The 16986-nt window shown below is 59.8% G+C and carries 15 protein-coding genes; 10 read left to right on the top strand and 5 right to left on the bottom strand.

From position 1 onward, the window contains the following. Nucleotide 1: 1 nt before the first annotated feature. From Q0X18_RS14660 to mnmG, 4 genes are all read right to left on the bottom strand, one after another. Complete coding sequence (locus Q0X18_RS14660) at nucleotides 2-820, bottom strand: ParB/RepB/Spo0J family partition protein (RefSeq protein ID WP_297563657.1); 819 nt, start codon at nucleotides 818-820, stop codon at nucleotides 2-4. Beyond that, on the bottom strand, nucleotides 804-1568 hold the full coding sequence (locus Q0X18_RS14655; protein WP_297564008.1) for a ParA family protein: 765 nt from the start codon (nucleotides 1566-1568) through the stop codon (nucleotides 804-806). The genes Q0X18_RS14660 and Q0X18_RS14655 overlap by 17 nt, the downstream gene beginning before the upstream one ends. Further along, nucleotides 1562-2290 (bottom strand): 16S rRNA (guanine(527)-N(7))-methyltransferase RsmG, encoded by a 729-nt coding sequence (rsmG, locus tag Q0X18_RS14650; protein ID WP_297563655.1) that lies wholly within the window; start codon nucleotides 2288-2290, stop codon nucleotides 1562-1564. The genes Q0X18_RS14655 and rsmG overlap by 7 nt, the downstream gene beginning before the upstream one ends. 75 nt (nucleotides 2291-2365) lie before the next feature. Continuing rightward, nucleotides 2366-4174 carry a tRNA uridine-5-carboxymethylaminomethyl(34) synthesis enzyme MnmG gene (gene mnmG / locus Q0X18_RS14645; protein WP_297563653.1) on the bottom strand — a complete coding sequence of 603 codons (1809 nt, stop codon included), beginning with the start codon at nucleotides 4172-4174 and terminating at the stop codon, nucleotides 2366-2368. A 147-nt stretch (nucleotides 4175-4321) separates the two neighbouring features. Between mnmG and dnaA the strand changes: the two genes are divergently transcribed. From dnaA to Q0X18_RS14620, 5 genes are all read left to right on the top strand, one after another. Further along, a complete protein-coding gene (gene dnaA, locus Q0X18_RS14640) occupies nucleotides 4322-5641 on the top strand; it encodes a chromosomal replication initiator protein DnaA (protein WP_297563652.1) in 1320 nt (439 codons plus the stop codon). A gap of 555 nt (nucleotides 5642-6196) precedes the next feature. After that, a complete protein-coding gene (gene dnaN, locus Q0X18_RS14635) occupies nucleotides 6197-7282 on the top strand; it encodes a DNA polymerase III subunit beta (RefSeq protein WP_297563650.1) in 1086 nt (361 codons plus the stop codon). A gap of 96 nt (nucleotides 7283-7378) precedes the next feature. Continuing rightward, nucleotides 7379-8653 carry a phosphopyruvate hydratase gene (gene eno / locus Q0X18_RS14630; protein WP_297563649.1) on the top strand — a complete coding sequence of 425 codons (1275 nt, stop codon included), beginning with the start codon at nucleotides 7379-7381 and terminating at the stop codon, nucleotides 8651-8653. A gap of 17 nt (nucleotides 8654-8670) precedes the next feature. Continuing rightward, complete coding sequence (gene pyk / locus Q0X18_RS14625; protein WP_297563648.1) at nucleotides 8671-10095, top strand: pyruvate kinase; 1425 nt, start codon at nucleotides 8671-8673, stop codon at nucleotides 10093-10095. 24 nt (nucleotides 10096-10119) lie between these two features. Further along, nucleotides 10120-11259, top strand: coding sequence for a hypothetical protein (locus Q0X18_RS14620; RefSeq protein WP_297564007.1), 1140 nt, complete (start codon nucleotides 10120-10122; stop codon nucleotides 11257-11259). A gap of 90 nt (nucleotides 11260-11349) precedes the next feature. On the opposite strand, the gene Q0X18_RS14615 is transcribed toward Q0X18_RS14620, so the two are convergent. Then, nucleotides 11350-13005, bottom strand: a complete 1656-nt coding sequence (locus Q0X18_RS14615; RefSeq protein ID WP_297563647.1) for an N-6 DNA methylase — start codon at nucleotides 13003-13005, stop codon at nucleotides 11350-11352. Nucleotides 13006-13167: 162 nt separating this feature from the next. Between Q0X18_RS14615 and Q0X18_RS14610 the strand changes: the two genes are divergently transcribed. From Q0X18_RS14610 to Q0X18_RS14590, 5 genes are read left to right on the top strand one after another with little or no spacing between them, the layout of a single operon-like run. Continuing rightward, complete coding sequence (locus Q0X18_RS14610; RefSeq protein ID WP_297563645.1) at nucleotides 13168-13824, top strand: GntR family transcriptional regulator; 657 nt, start codon at nucleotides 13168-13170, stop codon at nucleotides 13822-13824. 4 nt (nucleotides 13825-13828) lie between these two features. Further along, nucleotides 13829-15088: a pyridoxal-phosphate dependent enzyme gene (locus Q0X18_RS14605; protein WP_297563644.1), complete on the top strand. Its 1260-nt coding sequence runs from the start codon at nucleotides 13829-13831 to the stop codon at nucleotides 15086-15088. Further along, the gene (locus tag Q0X18_RS14600) at nucleotides 15079-15792 is read left to right on the top strand and encodes an AzlC family ABC transporter permease (RefSeq protein ID WP_297563641.1); all 714 of its coding nucleotides are present in this window, start codon (nucleotides 15079-15081) and stop codon (nucleotides 15790-15792) included. Before Q0X18_RS14605 ends, Q0X18_RS14600 begins: the two co-directional genes overlap by 10 nt. Then, nucleotides 15785-16111 carry an AzlD domain-containing protein gene (locus Q0X18_RS14595; RefSeq protein ID WP_297563640.1) on the top strand — a complete coding sequence of 109 codons (327 nt, stop codon included), beginning with the start codon at nucleotides 15785-15787 and terminating at the stop codon, nucleotides 16109-16111. Before Q0X18_RS14600 ends, Q0X18_RS14595 begins: the two co-directional genes overlap by 8 nt. 1 nt (nucleotide 16112) lies before the next feature. Continuing rightward, nucleotides 16113-16982, top strand: coding sequence for a DMT family transporter (locus Q0X18_RS14590; protein ID WP_297563638.1), 870 nt, complete (start codon nucleotides 16113-16115; stop codon nucleotides 16980-16982). Nucleotides 16983-16986 lie beyond the last annotated feature (4 nt).

Genomic DNA, 16986 nt, shown 5'->3' with positions numbered 1-16986 from the left:
ATCAGCCCTCGTAGCCCAGCGCCTGCAAGATCGCACTTAGTTCTTCTTCGGAGTGGTAGCTGATTTCTATCTTGCCTTTTTTCATGCTTGTAAAGCGCACCTTGGTGCCCAGTCGGTGCGAGAGATGACGTGCAATATCAGCATAGGCTTCTTCACTCTTGGAGCGCGTGCTCGAGGCCGCTAGCTTATCTTTGAGTCTTTCGGTCTCCCGCACACTGAGCTGTTTGGCCAGCACCTCCGACAATCCCCAGTTTCGCTTTGATTCTGGCAGCATCAAGAGGGCCCGGGCATGTCCGGCACTTATCTTGTTTTCTTCCAAGGCTTTTTTGATTTCGGGGGTTAGTTGCAGCAGACGAAGGGCATTGGTAACCGTTACGCGGGCTTTTCCCACCGCCTTGGCCACCTCTTCTTGAGTCATGCCCATTTCCACCAAGCGCTTGTACCCCTCGGCCTCTTCCATGGGGTTTAGATCTTCGCGCTGTAGGTTCTCAATAAGAGCTATCTCTAAGGCTTCACGTTCGCCGATGTCCTTAATGACCACCGGAACCTCACGTAATCCAGCAATCTGAGAAGCCTTGAAGCGCCGCTCACCGGCCACCAGCTCGTACATATCACCCTTTGGGCGTACCAGCAGCGGTTGTAGCAGACCCTTTTCTTTTATCGAGGCTGCCAGTTCTTCCAGGGCAGCTGGGTCGAAGAGGCGGCGGGGTTGCCCTGGATTGGGCTTAATAAGTGCGAGGGGAAGCTTGGTTAAAGAGGTTGTGGTTTTGGGTAGCAAAGCCTCCAAACCCTTGCCCAGACCGCTAGGCTTCTTGGACACGGCGCATCACCTCCTCAGCCAGGCGTCGGTAGGCATGCGCGCCACTACTGGTCGGCGCATACTGACTTATATCCTGACCGTAACTGGGAGCTTCGGCTAAACGAACGTTACGCGGAATCACTGTCCAGAAAACCTTTTCTCCCAAATTCGCGCGAATATTGCTCTCTACTTGCTGGGACAGTAGGGTACGGGGGTCGTACATAGTAATCAACACACCCAGGAGTCGCAAGGCCGGGTTCAAACTGGTACGCACTTGGTCGATGGTCTCCATAAGGCCGGCAATGCCCTCCAGGGCATAGTATTCGGCCTGCACCGGTACAATCAAGCCTTCCGCCGCTGCCAACACATTGATGGTGATAGGCCCAAGGCTTGGTGGCGCGTCCAGCAAGATCAGGTCGTAGTGGGGCTCGAGTGGCCGCAATACCTCGGCCAGTCGGGTGGGTTTTTCGAGGAGCTCAGCCGAAGCCCCAACCAAATCTGGGCTCGAGGGAAGCAGATCAAGCCCATCGGCCACATTAACCACCGCATCTTGAACCCGGCCTGATCCCATCAGTGCAGTATAGATATTATGTTGATGAGCAGCCCGTCCCACCCCCGAGGTAGCATTGACCTGGGGGTCAAGGTCAACCAGCAGCACCTTTTGTCCGGCTTTAGCCAAATATGCTGCCAGATTCACAGCCGTTGTGGTCTTGCCCACACCCCCTTTTTGATTTACAACACCAATTCGCTTCACCTTGCCCACTAGGATAACGGATTTTTTGCCGGAACCCCAGGTTTGCGTGGGTAAGCTGGTGGCGTGGTTGCAACTTTTCTGAGAATTATCAGGTTGCGTGCCTCTTTGGATATGGGCAACTCCAGTCGCAAAATCTGATCTATTTCCCCTCCAAGTTTACGAAGCGCTCCTCTGGCTCCCGCAATTTCCTGTTCAACGTTAGCACCCTTCTGCACCAGCACAAATCCCCCCACTCGCACCAACGGCAACGTCAGTTCAGCCACCGTTGCCAAGGAGGACACGGCTCGACTCAGGGCCGCCCCATATGTTTCACGTTTTACATTTTCATGAGCAAGCTCCTCGGAGCGCCCCCATAGAGCCCGGGCGTTTTGCAACCCCAGGGTCTGAATTGCTCGAGCGACAAACTCAATCTTTTTTTTCGTAGCGTCAAGGAGGTCAAAGTGCGTATCCGGTCGCACAATCGCCAACGGCAAACCCGGAAACCCAGCGCCGGTGCCTACGTCTATCACCGACATCGCCTCCAGCAACCCGGGATAGGTCAGGCAGGTTAAAGAGTCTACAAAGTGCTTTAGGATTATACCCTGTTCGTCCCGAATGGCCGTGAGGTTGGTTGTTTGATTGACCTCGGTGAGCAGTTCGAAAAGCTTGGAGAATTGAGGGATGTGGGTCTCGAGGTTCAACCCTAGCTCTGCTGCCGCTTTCAACAATAACTGTTTTCCTGTGGGCGTCATTTGCATGGATTATTTCCAGTGTGTGCTGCTCCAACCAACAGTCTTGTTTATGTAAAACGTGAAACACTCCTCCGAAACAGTCTATGCAGATGCAGGTATCTTGGTAATGTGTATCAAAAGCGCGGTAATGTCTGAGTCGCGAATCCCAGGAACCCTCGAGGCCTCCGCCACCGACTGTGGTTGAATCCGGCTTAGCTTCTCTATGGCTTCCTTGGAAAGGCTCGGTATTAGGGCGTAATTGAGGTCTGCTGGCAAGCGGTATGACTCTAGTTCTTTCAATTTTTCTCGCAGCTTGGCCTGCCGTTCCATATATCCGGCATATTTGGCCCGTACTTCGACTTGATAGGCCTCGTCTTTGCTCAAAGAAACCTCGGGTTGGCCTATGACCTGCAAAATCTGTGCATAACTAGCCTCGGGGCGGCGCAGGAACTGCAGGGCCGGTATCCCATTAATCTTAGTTTTCTGCAGCCGGAGCAGTTCGTCCTGAACCCGAGCGTACTTGGCCTGTACTGCTTCCAAGTCATCCACGGGGCGCAAACCCCAGTGAACCGCCAGCGGAACCAAGCGCTCATCGGCATTATCGGATCGGCACAGCAGACGAAGTTCCACCCTCGAGGTCATCATTCGGTAGGGCTCATCCACCCCCCGGTGAACCAGGTCATCGATCATGACCCCAATGTAGCCAGACTCCCGCGGTAAATGGGCCTCTGCAAGCCCCATCGCATAACGAGCCGCGTTGAATCCAGCCAACAAGCCTTGGGCGGCCGCTTCTTCATAGCCCGAAGTACCATTGATCTGACCAGCAGAAAACAAGCCTGAAAGCCTCCGAGACTGAAGCCCTGGCGTTAGTTCTAAGGGATCCACTGCGTCATATTCCACTGCATAGGCATAGCGCTGGATGATCGCTCGTTCAAATCCCGGTAGGGTTTGCACCATGCGCGTCTGCAACTCTGGAGGTAGGGAAGAGCTGAAGCCCTGCAAATACAGCTCTGTAGTGTGCAGCCCATCGGGCTCGACAAAGAGCAGATGCGTCTCTTTATCAGCAAAGCGAACCACTTTATCTTCGATAGAGGGGCAATATCTTGGGCCTATTCCCTCGATATCCCCTCCGTATAAGGGCGATAAGTGCAGGTTTTCCTGAATAAGCTGGTGGGTCGACTCAGTAGTACGGGTCTGCCAGGTGGGGCGTGCGGTCGCATAAGGCCCGGGAACCCCAGCAAATGTCTCGGGGGGATCGTCTGCAGGCACCACTTCTAGTTTGTCATAGTCAACCGAATCGGCCTGAATGCGGGGCGGAGTTCCGGTTTTAAAGCGCAGCAAGCGATGGCCGATGGTCCGCAAGCTATCGGAAAGAAAGCGGGCTGGCGGTTCGCCTTGTCGCCCAGCAGGGCGCGACTGGCGCCCGTACCAGACCACCCCCTGTAGGAAGGTGCCGCTAGCGATCACTACAGCCTGGGCCTTCAATCGGCGCCCGTCTACAGTCAGAACGCCCCGCAGTACTCCTTGTTCAACCCACAGCGCTGCTACCTCGGCCCGAACGCTTTCAATCTGGGGGTGAGCCAGCAGCACCCGCTGGGCCTCGAGGGCATACAGGTCACGATCTACTTGAACGCGCAGGCTCTGTACCGCAGGGCCTTTGGAACGGTTGAGAACGCGGGTGTGGATGGCAGTAGCATCGGCCAGCTTCCCCATCAGTCCACCCAGGGCCTCAATTTCCGCAACCAGCTGGCTTTTGCCAGGCCCACCTACTGCAGGGTTGCAGGGCATTAGGCCAATACGTTCAGGATTCGAAGTAACCAGCCCTACATTGGCTCCCAGCCTAGCCGCGGCCCACGCCGCCTCAATGCCGGCATGGCCTCCACCCACCACGATCACGTCATAAGCCTTCATCCAGATAAGCCCCTAGCCTTGTATTCTATCAGAGGTCTTTGGATACCAATCTCTGCCGAAGGCGCACGCCAATTATCCACAGGGTATTTCCCGCCTGTGGATAACTCGGTAAAATGTGTGAACTTGTCTATTACCGGAGGATTGACCTTGACCCAAAACACCGTTTGGCAGAATGTGCTCGAGTACATACGTCAAAGTATCACCGAGGTGGAGTACCACACTTGGTTTGAGAAGATTCAGCCACTGGGCGTGGTCAATGGCTCACTCGAGCTGGGGGTTCCTACCAGCTTCTTCAAAGGCTGGATTGAAGATCATTACGCCGAACTGCTGACTGAAGCTCTAACCCGCCTGGGGGCCCAAACCCCTCGTTTTGAGCTCAAAGTAATTCCGGGAAAACCCGTCCAGGAAGACATTTTCTCTGCATCAGCACCACCCAAATCGCAAGAGGCCCGTACCCGACTTAACCCCAAATACATCTTCGAGAATTTTGTGGTAGGGCAGAACAACAACCTCGCTCACGCCGCAGCCGTGGCCGTAGCTGAATCGCCCGGCAATGCTTACAACCCCCTATTCATCTACGGTGGCGTGGGTCTTGGTAAAACTCACTTGATGCACGCCGTGGGGCATTCGGTAGCCCAGCGCTTTCCCGAAAAAAAGATCGAGTACGTTTCCACCGAGACCTTCACCAACGAACTCATCAACGCAATCCGTGAAGATCGCATGACCGAGTTTCGGGATCGCTATCGATCAGTGGATCTGCTGTTGGTAGACGACATCCAGTTCATTGCTGGTAAAGAGCGCACTCAGGAGGAATTTTTTCATACCTTCAACGCCCTTTATGAGGCCCGCAAACAGATTATCCTGTCGTCCGATCGGCCTCCAAAAGACATTCTGACCCTTGAAGCCCGCTTGCGTAGCCGCTTCGAGTGGGGCTTGATTACCGATATCCAACCCCCTGACCTCGAGACTCGAGTGGCCATCCTCAAAATGAACTCCGAGTACCGCAACATGCGCATTCCCGAAGAGGTACTGGAGTACATTGCCAAGCAAATTACCTCCAACATCCGCGAGCTCGAAGGCGCCCTTATGCGGGTTATTGCCTATGCTTCGCTCAATGGTGTGCAGCTAAGCAAGGCTGTGGCCGTTAAAGCCCTTTCCGACGTGTTTGCAGCCTCTGAGGTAGGCCTAACGCCGGAGGAAATCCTCAAGGCAGTAGCTGAGCACTATAACCTAAAGCTAGAGGAGATACGGGGCGCTGGTCGGCGTAAGGAGGTAGTGATTCCGCGACAAATCGCCATGTACCTTATCCGTGAAATGACCCACGCCTCCCTGCCAGAAATAGGGCAATTCTTCGATGGGCGCGACCATACGACTGTGCTTTATGCCATACAAAAAATCCAAGAAAGCCTAGACATTGACTCGAGTCTCCAGCAAGCCATTAAAAGTATCAAGGAGCGGCTGCGATAGCGGGGCCAATTAATTAAATAGCATAATCAAAACCCCTAAAACTGTGGATAAATTAATTCAACCTGTGGATAACCCTGTGGATAACATGTGGATAACCCTGTGGATATACCTGTGGATAAATGTGTCTACACCAAGGTTGTGGATAACCATCCGATTTCTCCACAGCTTATCCACAGCTTATGCACAATTTTCCACACCCTTTATCCACAAGTCCAATTCGATAACCATGGGAGTAAAACTACCGTTATCCACATATCCACAGGCCCTATTACTACTACTATTATTTTTTAAAATTCTTTAAGAGAAGAAGTATTTAAATCTAGGAACGCAAAAAACAGAACGAGATAATCCCAAAAAGTCAACGCCAATCCAATCATCCATACGGTACCCAAATAGGGGGATTGGGAATTTACTATTCAAACCAGACTGAAACCCAGCAAAAATACCTTGATCGAAAAAAGCCTATGACCGATTACGGCAGGCTGCGTAGACTGATAGAATGTGTGGGCTTAGCGGGGTTAAGGCCCCGGATCATCGCCTAACACGGAGGCCAGCGTGGAAGTTCGCATCCCCAAACGTACCCTTGCCGAAGGACTCTCGATCCTCGAGCGGATCATTCCTAGCCGCAGCTCCAATCCCATTCTGACCTATCTGCCCCTCGAACTCGCCGATCAGGGTTTGATTTTACGTGGCACCAACGGTGAGGTGGATATTGAGATCAAATTGCCTGCCGAGATACAGGGTGTAGGCCAGGTGCTGATACCAGCGCAGACCTTTGCCCAGATCGTACGCAGTGCTCCCGGTGAAATGGTAGGGCTAATTTTTGGAAATGGAGAGCGCCTTGAACTGCACTCGGGGGCCTTCAAGACCCAACTTTCCACCACCAGCCCAGATGGCTACCCCGAGCTGGCTTTTGTGGCGCCTGGATCAGAGAAAATAGGCGCTGCACGTCTGGCTCAGGCCATTGCCCGCGTGCGTTATGCTGCCAGCTCCGATGAGTACCGCGCGATTTTCCGCGGGGTGCAGCTCGAGATGTCCCCCACCAGTTTGCGGGCGGTGGCCTCCGATGGTTATCGATTGGCCCTTTACGATCTGCCTATGCAACTCCAAACCCGAAAACTAGTCATTCCAGCCCGCAGCGCCGATGAGATCGTACGGGTATTCAAGGATGCCCAGGGTGAGGTGGCCTTGGCGGTGGGTGAGGGCACCCTGACGCTGGTAGGGGAGGCGATTCGGATGTCGGTTAGGCTGATGGAGGGTGAGTTCCCCGACTACACCCGGGTGATTCCGCAGAATTTTGTGCTGGAAGCTACTCTGCCTGCCGAGGCTCTACGTGAAAGCCTCAAGCGGGTTGCGGTGCTTTCTGACCGTAACAACCACCGTGTCAACCTACTATTCAACGATGGGAAGCTCGATATCGATGCAGAGGGTGATTATGGTCGGGGTAGAGAAGAGCTGCACATTGAAGCTTCGGGCGAACCCCAACTGATGGTGGCCTACAACGCTCAGTACATGATTGATGCACTGAACCCCATTGAAGGGGCGGTGCGGATCAAGCTGTCCGGCCCTACCAGCCCCAGTGTGGTGCAGGCCGTAGAAGACGCGGGTTATCTGGCAGTAGTGGTTCCCCTGCGGGTTTGAGGTTCACATTACAGCGAACGCAGCCCTGACCTCGAGGTGTAGACTCTTAAGCGGTTGCGGGAAATAGAAGCGTTTCCAGCAAGGAGGCACAGACCAATGACCACAATTGTTGAGCTAAAAGGACGCGAGGTACTGGATTCACGCGGCAACCCCACCGTCGAGGCCGAGGTGGTGCTGGAGTCGGGAGCCCGCGGGCGGGCCATGGTGCCTTCGGGTGCCTCCACCGGGGCCCACGAAGCGGTGGAGCTACGGGATGGCGGCCCCCGCTTTGGGGGTAAAGGGGTGCTGCGGGCGGTAGCGGCCATCAACGAGCGCATTGCCGACGAGGTGATCGGGCTGGATGCGCTTAATCAGGAGGCCGTGGATAAAACCATGCTCGAGCTCGATGGCACCTCCAACAAAGGCAACCTGGGGGCCAATGCCATCCTGGCGGTTTCGCTGGCTACGGCCCATGCAGCGGCCAGCGGGCTGGGCTTGCCGCTCTACCGCTACTTAGGGGGGGTGCAGGGGGTGACCCTGCCGGTGCCTTTGATGAACGTGATCAACGGGGGTAAGCACGCCGACAACAACGTGGACTTCCAGGAGTTCATGCTGGTGCCCGGCGGCCTGCCCACCTTCTCGGAGGCCCTGCGGGCGGGGGTCGAGACCTTCCACGCCCTCAAGTCGGTCTTGAAAGCCAAGGGCTACAATACCAATGTGGGGGACGAGGGGGGGTTCGCCCCCGACCTCAAGTCCAACGAGGAAGCGGTGGAGGTGCTGCTTACGGCCATCGAGAAGGCCGGTTACAAGCCCGGTCAGGAGATCGCCATTGCCCTCGACCCGGCCAGCTCGGAGTTTTATCAGGAGGGCCGCTACGTGCTCGAGGCCGACGGTAAGTCGCTCTCCGGCCCGGAGATGGTGGCCTACTGGGAGAACTGGGTCAACCAGTACCCCATCGTCTCCATCGAGGATGGGCTGGCCGAGGACGATTGGGAGACCTGGAAACTCCTGACCGAACGGCTGGGCCGGCGCATCCAGCTTGTGGGGGACGACCTGTTTGTAACCAACCCGGCCATCCTGAAGCGCGGTATCGAGATGGGGGTGGGGAACTCCATCCTGATCAAGGTCAACCAGATCGGCACCCTCTCTGAGACCCTGGAGGCTATCCGGCTGGCCCACCGCTCCGGCTACACCACCATCCTCTCGCACCGCTCGGGTGAGACCGAGGATAACACCATTGCCGATATCGCCGTGGCGGTTAATGCCGGCCAGATCAAGACCGGCTCGGCCAGCCGCTCGGATCGCCTGGCCAAGTACAACCAGCTTTTGCGCATCGAAGAGGAGCTGGGTACGGGGGCGCGCTTCCTGGGCTTTGGGGCCTTCAAAAAATAGGGCCTGAGACCGAGACTATGGGACTTTTGAAACGAACCAAAATTGTGGCCACCCTGGGGCCCGCCTCGCGTTCGCCCGAAGTGATACGGGCTCTGATCGAGGCCGGGGTTGACGTTTTCCGGCTCAACTTCTCGCATGGCCTGCCCGAAGACCACCGGGAGTCGGTGCGCATGATCCGGGAGGCCTCTGTGGAGCTGGGCCGCACCGTGGCCATCCTGCAAGACCTGCAAGGCCCCAAGATTCGCTGCGGACGCTTTCGCGAGGGGGCCGTGGAGCTGCAGGCCGGGCAGAAGTTCGTTATCACCGCCGAGCCTGTAGAGGGAGATGAAACCCGGGTTTCGACCACCTACCGGGGCCTGCCCAACGATGTGACCCCAGGACAGATTTTGCTCCTGGACGATGGGAATATCCGGCTGCGGGTAGACGAGGTTCGCATCAACGACATCCACACCACCGTGCTGGTGGGGGGGCGGCTGTCCAACAACAAGGGCATCAACATCCCCGGTGCCGACCTCTCGATTCCGGCCCTGACCGATAAAGACATTGACGACATCGCCCTGGGCGCTGAGCTGGATGTGGACTGGGTGGCCATTAGTTTCGTGCGCAGCCGCGATGATCTGCTGCTGGCCCGCCACTACCTGACCCGCCACAACTCCCGCGCCCGGCTGATGGCTAAGATCGAGAAGCCCAGCGCGGTGGCCCGCTTCGACGAGATCCTCGAGGAGGCCGACGGCATTATGGTGGCCCGTGGCGACTTGGGGGTGGAGATGCCGCTGGAGGAGGTGCCGGCGGTGCAGAAACGCATCATCCTCAAGTCGGTGCAGGCCGGTAAGGCGGTGATTACTGCTACCCAGATGCTGGAGTCCATGATTAAAAACCCCAGCCCCACCCGCGCCGAAGCCTCGGACGTGGCTAACGCCATCTTCGATGGCACCGATGCGGTGATGCTATCGGCCGAGACCGCCGCCGGCCAGTATCCGGTAGAGGCGGTCTCGTTTATGAGCCGGGTGGCCAAGACTATCGAGGCCACCCAGGAGTACAAAGACCGCCTCAACGCCCTGCGCCCGCCGGCTACCCGCACTGTGCAGGATGCCATCGCTCGAGCCGTGGACGACGTGGTGGAGTCTACCGGGGCCAAGGCCGTGGTGGTGTTCACCTCCACCGGCGGGGCGGCCCGCCGGGTGGCCCGCACCCGGCCCCCGGTGCCGATTCTGGCCCTGACCCCCAACCCCCATGTGCGCAACCAGCTGGCCCTGGTCTCGGATGTGCTGCCCCTGCTGGCCCCCGACCCCAAAGATACCGACGATATGGTGGAGATTGCAGTGGCCAAAGCCAAAGAGACCGGCCTGGCCGAGGTGGGCGAGTATGTGGTGATTGCCGCCGGGGTGCCCTTTGGGGTGCGCGGTACCACCAACATGATCCGGGTGGAGCGGGTTAGCTGAAGCCGGAAGGAATCTGTGCAAGGGATGCTGAAGCGCCTGGCAGCGGTGCTGCTTTTGAGCGGCTTAGCGATGGCCCAAGGAGTGAACGTGAAACGCCCGGACGCACCGCCCCTGGCAGCTCGAGGCAGCGCGGTGGTGGGGGTCAGAACCCTGCAACTCACCGACCCAGGCCGTCAAAACCGAAGCATTACCGTCGAGGTCTGGTACCCTGCCAGCGGAACCCAAGAGAACACGGTGTACCAGAGCGTGATCGGGCAGACCCCGGTTCGGATTGCCGGACGCGCCAACCGGGACGCCGCGCCCGCCAGCGGCAGGTTCCCGCTGATTGTGGCCTCGCACGGCCAGCCCGGCACCCGCTTTCAGTTTGCTTACCTGAATGAGCATCTGGCCAGCCGGGGTTTTGTGGTGGCCGCGCTCGACCACCCCGGTTCAACCTACCAGACCCTGACCCAGCCAAACTACATCAGCAGCATTGTGGACAGGCCGCTGGATATTCTGTTTGCCATCGGCGCGGTGGCCCAGCAGATTCCGAGTGCAGACGCCGGCAACGTGGGGCTGCTGGGCTACAGCTATGGCGGTTACAGCGTGATCAACGCAGCCGGTGCGGGGCTGGATGGTGCGGCCTTGAACGAATACTGCTGGGCCAGCAACAACGAGGGGCCCTGTTTTGCCCAGCCCTTTTTTGCGCAGCTCGAGGCCCAGCGCGGCCTGAACGCCGCCAAGCCCGACGCCCGTATCAAGGCGGTGTTCGCCATGGCCCCCTACGGTCAGCCCTGGATTGGGGCCCGCTCGCTAGCTAACCTCAGGGTTCCTTTGTTTGTAGCGGCGGGCGAAGCCGACGATGTGGCCACCTACCGGCGCGACGCGCTGGAGTACTTCCGCCAGGCCGGTTCGCAGGATAAGTACCTCCTGAGCCTGGCCGCCGCCCAGCACAACCCCTTTGTGGAGTGCCCCCCCGAGGTGCGGGGTAGGGAAGAGGACTACTGGCGCTGCTTTGAGCCGGTGTGGGACATGGAGCGCGCCCACGACCTGGTCAAGCACTTTGCCACCGCTTTTTTCGCGCGCTTTTTGCAAAATAATCTCGAGCCGGCGAATTACCTGAATCCCAGCTTGCCAGGATTCAAACCGCGTACCACCGTAGGGGTCAGGCTAGAAACGCGCTGATACCGGTTCCGCTTGAACCCTTCACCTTTGTAATCGAGGGTGAGGGGTACAAGCCGACCGAAGGGAGTAGGAGAGTGCGTATGAAACGGTTTATCTGAGATACCGACGCTCCTGGAGGGCTTTTGTCGCACTGCGCAAAAGCCCAATTTCTGCCCTGGTCAGCCGGAGTCCTTGGACAAGAACCACCTCATCGGCCAGGTTCTGGGCAGCCTCGATACGGCCCGCGCGCACCAGCGAGTCCAGCTCCTGGGAGAGGGCCAAAAGCGATTCTGGGGGCAGGCCGGGCGCGGCCAGCACCACTTTTTCTGCCTCGCCGGGCTCGAGCTTGAGCATCCCGCCCCCCATGGCGTGGCCTTCAATCTCGGCGCTCAGGCGGGTGAGGGAGGTCTGCCACAGGCCCGCCAGGTTACCCGCACGCCCTTGGGTTGAGCGAAGGCGCAGCACGTGAAGGCTATTGGGGGCTACGGCGCGGGCGTCGTTGGCCACCAGCCGCGGGTAGTTGCCGCTCATGTAGGTGAGAAAGGCATCCGGCGGGTAGACCTGGGGGACGCTGTACCAGGGTTCGCGAACGCGGCATTTGTAGGCCTGGTGTACGCCCTGGCTTTCGCCGTGTGCGAGGTAGCGCCGTAAACCATCTGGGAGATCTTCATTGCTGGATATATGCAGCAGATACCCTGCTTCTCCGGTTGGCAGGGCTTCCTGCCAGTCTCTTTCGCTAAACCTTAGACCCTTGAGCCCTCGAGCCCTTCGCACAGCGGGCTTGAGGTACTGGGGTGGAATGCCCCATTCTGCAACCTGGCCGGGGCTCAGGTGAAAAAACAGGTTGTTCCCGGTGACGTAGCCAATGCCCACATCTGCCAGTGCGCCCAAGCGCGTGGTCAGGGGGGAATGGCTTAACTCCTGGTAAAGCGCCCTGGCGTTGTGCGGAATTAAGTATTCGATGGCTCTCGTGCGGCCTGAGGCCAGCTCCTGTGCTTCGATAGGCTGGGTTTGACAGCGACCGGGCTCGAGTTTTTCCAGGTCGGAGGGCGCTGCTAAATCGAGCAGATGGAATTGGGAAGCCTGGCCGCCTTTTCCCTCGGCAAGCAAGAGCAGGGTGTCCTGGCTCAGGTGGGGGAAAAGCCGTTCTCTAAAAGTGACCAGGGTAATCCGTTCAAAACGGCCCGCCAGGTATTCGAGCAGCGGTCTGGCATAGGCGGCGTGCAGGAGTTCCGTGGGGATGACCATGCCCAAGCGCCCACCCTTCGAGAGCAGGGCCACCGAATGTACCAGAAATGGCGCCCAGGAACTCGATAGCTGGCTCAACGCAACACCCTCGGAGGCGGCTTTCGCCAACGCCCGGGCCCGCCCCTCCCCTGAGAAACGCTGATAGCGGATGAAGGGTGGATTGCCCACCACGGCGGTGGGGGCGGGTATCCAGCCCGGCGATACCTCGAAGAAATCGCTGCAAATCAGGTTGGAGGGGCAGATACCGCCCTGTTCGGCCAGAACTTTCTGGGTCTGGACGTGAACGGCAGGGTCAATTTCGATACCGAAGATCTGATTTCTCGGGTTGCCGCCCAGTTGCAAGAGCCGCCGGAGCGCTGCGTGCAGAAAAACACCCCCGCCAAAGGAAGGATCCAGGACGGTATCCGCCGGCGCACGCACCGCCCAGCGCACCAGAAAGTCGGCGACGGTTGCGTCGGTGTAGTAGGCCCCAAAAGCCTTGGCAGCCTCTCCAGAAGGGCCTTGAACCGTATAAGCCATCGGGTTCAGCCTATCATTACCAACCCCAGTTTGCCCGGCTGGCCGCGCCTGAGAGCAGGGTGTGATATATTACATCTCACCAAACCGCGAGGGTCTCGCTATAGCTCAGCACACCTTGGCGGAGTAGGTACAGGCACAACATTCCGAACCGAAAGGCAAAATATGCCCATCCCCGAAACCACCCTGACCCTCGAGCGCCCCATCCTGCGCGAGTCGGTGTATGCCCAACTGCGTGACTGGATTGTGCAGGGGGTGCTCGAGCCGGGTGAACAACTGCGTGACCAGGAGCTGGCCCTGCGCCTGGGCGTGAGCCGCACCCCGGTGCGCGAGGCCCTGCGCCGCCTGGAGGATGAAGGGCTGGTCGAGACCGCCAAAAACCGCTGGACACGGGTCAGGCCGGTAGACCTGAAAGAAGCCGAGCAAATTTATCCCATCCGGGCGGTGCTGGACGGGCTGGCCCTGCGGCTGGCTTTTCCGTGGCTGGATAAAGCCAGCTTGAGTACCATGCGCAAAGCCAACCGGGCGCTCCAGTCTGCACTCAAAAATGCCGACATTCCTGCAGCGGTAGAAGCCGATGCGGCTTTTCACGATGAATATGTGCGCCACTGCGACAATCCCGAACTGATAGAGATCATCCGCGGCCTGCGGGTGAAGCACCACCGCCTCGAGCTGGCCTACTTCGGCAGTCCCAAGCTGGGGCTGGTCTCGGTGGAGGAGCACCAGGGCATTATGGAAGCCATAAAAAGCGCTGATGTGGAAGCCGCGCAACAACGCCTGTACCGCCACTTTCACAACGCCCTGGCCCGGTTGAAAGGATAGTCCCATGGCAGAAACCAAGTCGGCCCAACCGGCATCGTATCTTCGATTGCGACCCCTGCTCAACCCCCTAGGCCAGGTGGTGCGCTGGCCTACAAAGCCCGCCGAGAAAACGGCGGTGATCGAATATCTGGCGGCGAAATTCCAGTCGGGTCAAAGTTATAACGAGACGCAAATCAATCTCCTCCTGAAAGCCTGGCACACTTTCGAGGACTGGGCCTTGTTGCGCCGCGAGCTGGTGGATCGGGGTTTCCTAGCCCGTGAAGCCAATGGCTCGAGCTATATGCGAACCGCGCTTGGGGTCTCGGACATTCCCCATCGGCTGAAGCTCGAAAACATCCAGCAGGCGGCCCAGGTCATTGATCCGGTTTTTCTAAACACGCCCCAGTTCCCCGCCGAAAGTTTGAGCGCGATGCTGGGCCTGGAGCTGGTGGTCAAGGTCGAGACCCTGAACCCCATCCGCAGCTTCAAGGGGCGGGGGGCCGATTACTTCATCTCCAAGGTCGTGGAGCGCGGCGACACCCGGCAACTGGTCTGTGCCAGCGCCGGCAACTTCGGGCAGGCCATGGCCTATGCCTGCCGCAAGCACGGGCTACCGCTGGTGGTTTATGCCTCGGTCAACGCCAACCCGCTCAAGGTCGAACGCATGCGGGCCCTGGGGGCCGAGGTGCGCCTGGTGGGCGAAGACTTCGACGCGGCCAAGCTCGAGGCCAAGCGCTATTGCCAGGAGACCGGGGCCTGGATGGTGGAGGACGGCAAGGAGCCCGAAATCTCCGAGGGCGCGGGCAGCATTGCGGTGGAGCTTCTGCAGTACCAAGGGCCGCTCGAGGCGGTGGTGGTGCCCCTGGGCAACGGGGCCTTGCTGGGCGGGGTGGCCCGCTGGGTCAAGGCCCTGGCCCCGGAGGTACGGGTGGTGGGGGTGGGCGCTGCCGGCGCTCCGGCCATGGCAGAGTCCTGGCGCTCGGGCACTCTTGTGCAGCACCCGCGCATCCACACCATCGCCGACGGCATTGGGGTGCGGGTGCCCATTCCCGAGGCCCTGCAGGATATGGAGGGGCTGGTGGACGAGGTACTGCTGGTGACCGATGCGGCCCTGCTCGAGGCCATGCGGCGGGCCCATACCCACCTGGGCCTGGTGCTCGAGCCCTCCGGCGCAGCGGGGCTGGCGGCCATACAGGAGAACCCCGCCCTATTTGCCGGTAAGCGGGTAGCGGCCGTTTTGTGCGGCTCCAACCTGACCGAGGAGCAGATGAAAGCATGGCTGTAGATGCGCTTCCCTCCACCCCTCGAGCGGCTTTCTGGCGGGGCGCGCTGGCCTCGCTGCCGGTTGCAGTGGGCATCGTGCCCTTTGGCCTGGTTACCGGCATTGCCGGCATCAAGGCCGGTCTGAACGCCGTGGAAGTGACCCTGATGTCGGGGCTGGTGTATGCCGGGGCCGCGCAGCTCGTGGCGTTGCAGCTCATGGGGGCGGGGGCGTCCATCTTCTTCGTCTGGCTGGCGACCCTGGTGGTTAATCTGCGCTACCTGATGTACAGCAGCGCCCTGGCCAAGCCGCTGGAGGCCCTGTCCGGGCGCATGAAGCTGCTGGCCGCCTTCCTGATGGTGGATCAGAACTTCGCCCTGGCCCTCAACCAGTACGACAAACTGGGCCCGCGCCTCACCCCCTGGTTCTACCTGGGCATAGGGGCGGTGCTCTGGCTGGGCTGGGTGGCCTGTACCTACCTGGGGGCGCTGCTGGGGGCGCGGCTGCCCGAGGCCTGGTCGCTGGACTTTGCGGTGCCGCTGTGTTTTTTGGTGCTGCTGGTGCCCGCGGTGCAGAGCCGGCCCAGCCTCCTGGCGGCCCTGGTGGGGGGGCTGGTGTCTACCGCCCTGATGGGCCTGCCCTACCGCTCGGGCCTGTTTATTGGGGCCCTGGCCGGCATCTGGGCGGGGGTCTGGCTGGAAAACCGGATGGGGGTGCGCAGTGAGTGACATAGAGCTTTGGATCACCCTGCTGGGCATGACCCTGATCGCCTTTGCCCTGCGCTACATACCCCTGGCGATGCTCGAGCGCTTCAGCCTGCCCCCCAGCCTGCAACAGGCCCTGCGCTACGTGCCGGCGGCTACCCTGGCTGGGCTGGTCTTGCCCGCGCTCCTGGCCCCCAAAGGGCAGTGGGCGCTGGGGCTGGACAACGAGCGCCTGCTGGCCGGAATTATTGCAGCCGTGGTGGCCTGGCGCTTCAAGAACATCCTGCTTACGCTTTTGCTGGGCATGGCGGCGCTGTGGCTGCTGCAGGGGATGGGGGTCTAGGTTGAGGCTTGCGACCATAGCGCCCCTTCTGTTTGTGCTCCTGTGGAGCACCGGCTTTGTGGGGGCCAAGTTTGGGCTGCCCTACGCCGAGCCCTTCACCTTTTTGTGGGTGCGGATGCTGATCGTGGCGGGGCTGCTTGCGGCGCTGGCCGGGGTGCTGCGCTCGGCCTGGCCCAGCGGCTGGGCCCTGAACCTGCACATCGGCGTCTCGGGGCTGCTGCTGCACGCGGGCTATCTGGGCGGGGTGTTTTTTTCCATCTCGAGGGGGATGCCGGCCGGGCTGGCGGCCCTGATTGTGGGCTTGCAGCCCATCCTGACCGCCCTCCTGGCCCAGCCGTTGCTACGGGAGCGGGTGAGCGCGGTGCAGTGGGCCGGCCTGCTGCTGGGCTTTGGGGGGGTGGGGCTGGTGGTGGGGGAGAAAGCCCTGGGCGCTCGAGTCCTGCACATCGAGCCCTCGGCGTTTGTGGCCATCGTCCTGGCCCTGCTCTCCACCACCCTGGGCACGCTGTACCAGAAGCGCTTTGCCGTACAGATGCCCCTAGTTGGCGGGACGGTGGTGCAGTACGTGGCGGCGGCAGCGGGGTTATTTGTCCTGTCCCTGCTCTTTCGCGAGACCATGCAGATCCAGTGGACGCCGCAGTTCATCCTGGCCATGGCCTGGCTGGTGCTGGTGCTCTCGGTGGGGGCCATTCTGCTCCTGATGTACCTGATCCGGCACAACTCGGCCAGCCGCGTGGCCAGCCTGTTTTACCTGGTGCCCCCGGCCACCGCGCTGGAAGCCTATTTTCTGTTCGGCGAGCGGCTGGGGGGGCTAGCCCTGCTGGGGATGGGCCTGGCCGCGCTGGGGGTGGCCCTGGCGGTGCGGCGCTGAAGCG

The organism is Meiothermus sp. (assembly GCF_026004075.1).
Taxonomy (GTDB): domain Bacteria; phylum Deinococcota; class Deinococci; order Deinococcales; family Thermaceae; genus Meiothermus.
The sequence above is the reverse complement of the archived record's forward strand: the minus strand, read 5'-3'. Positions and strand labels throughout refer to the sequence as shown.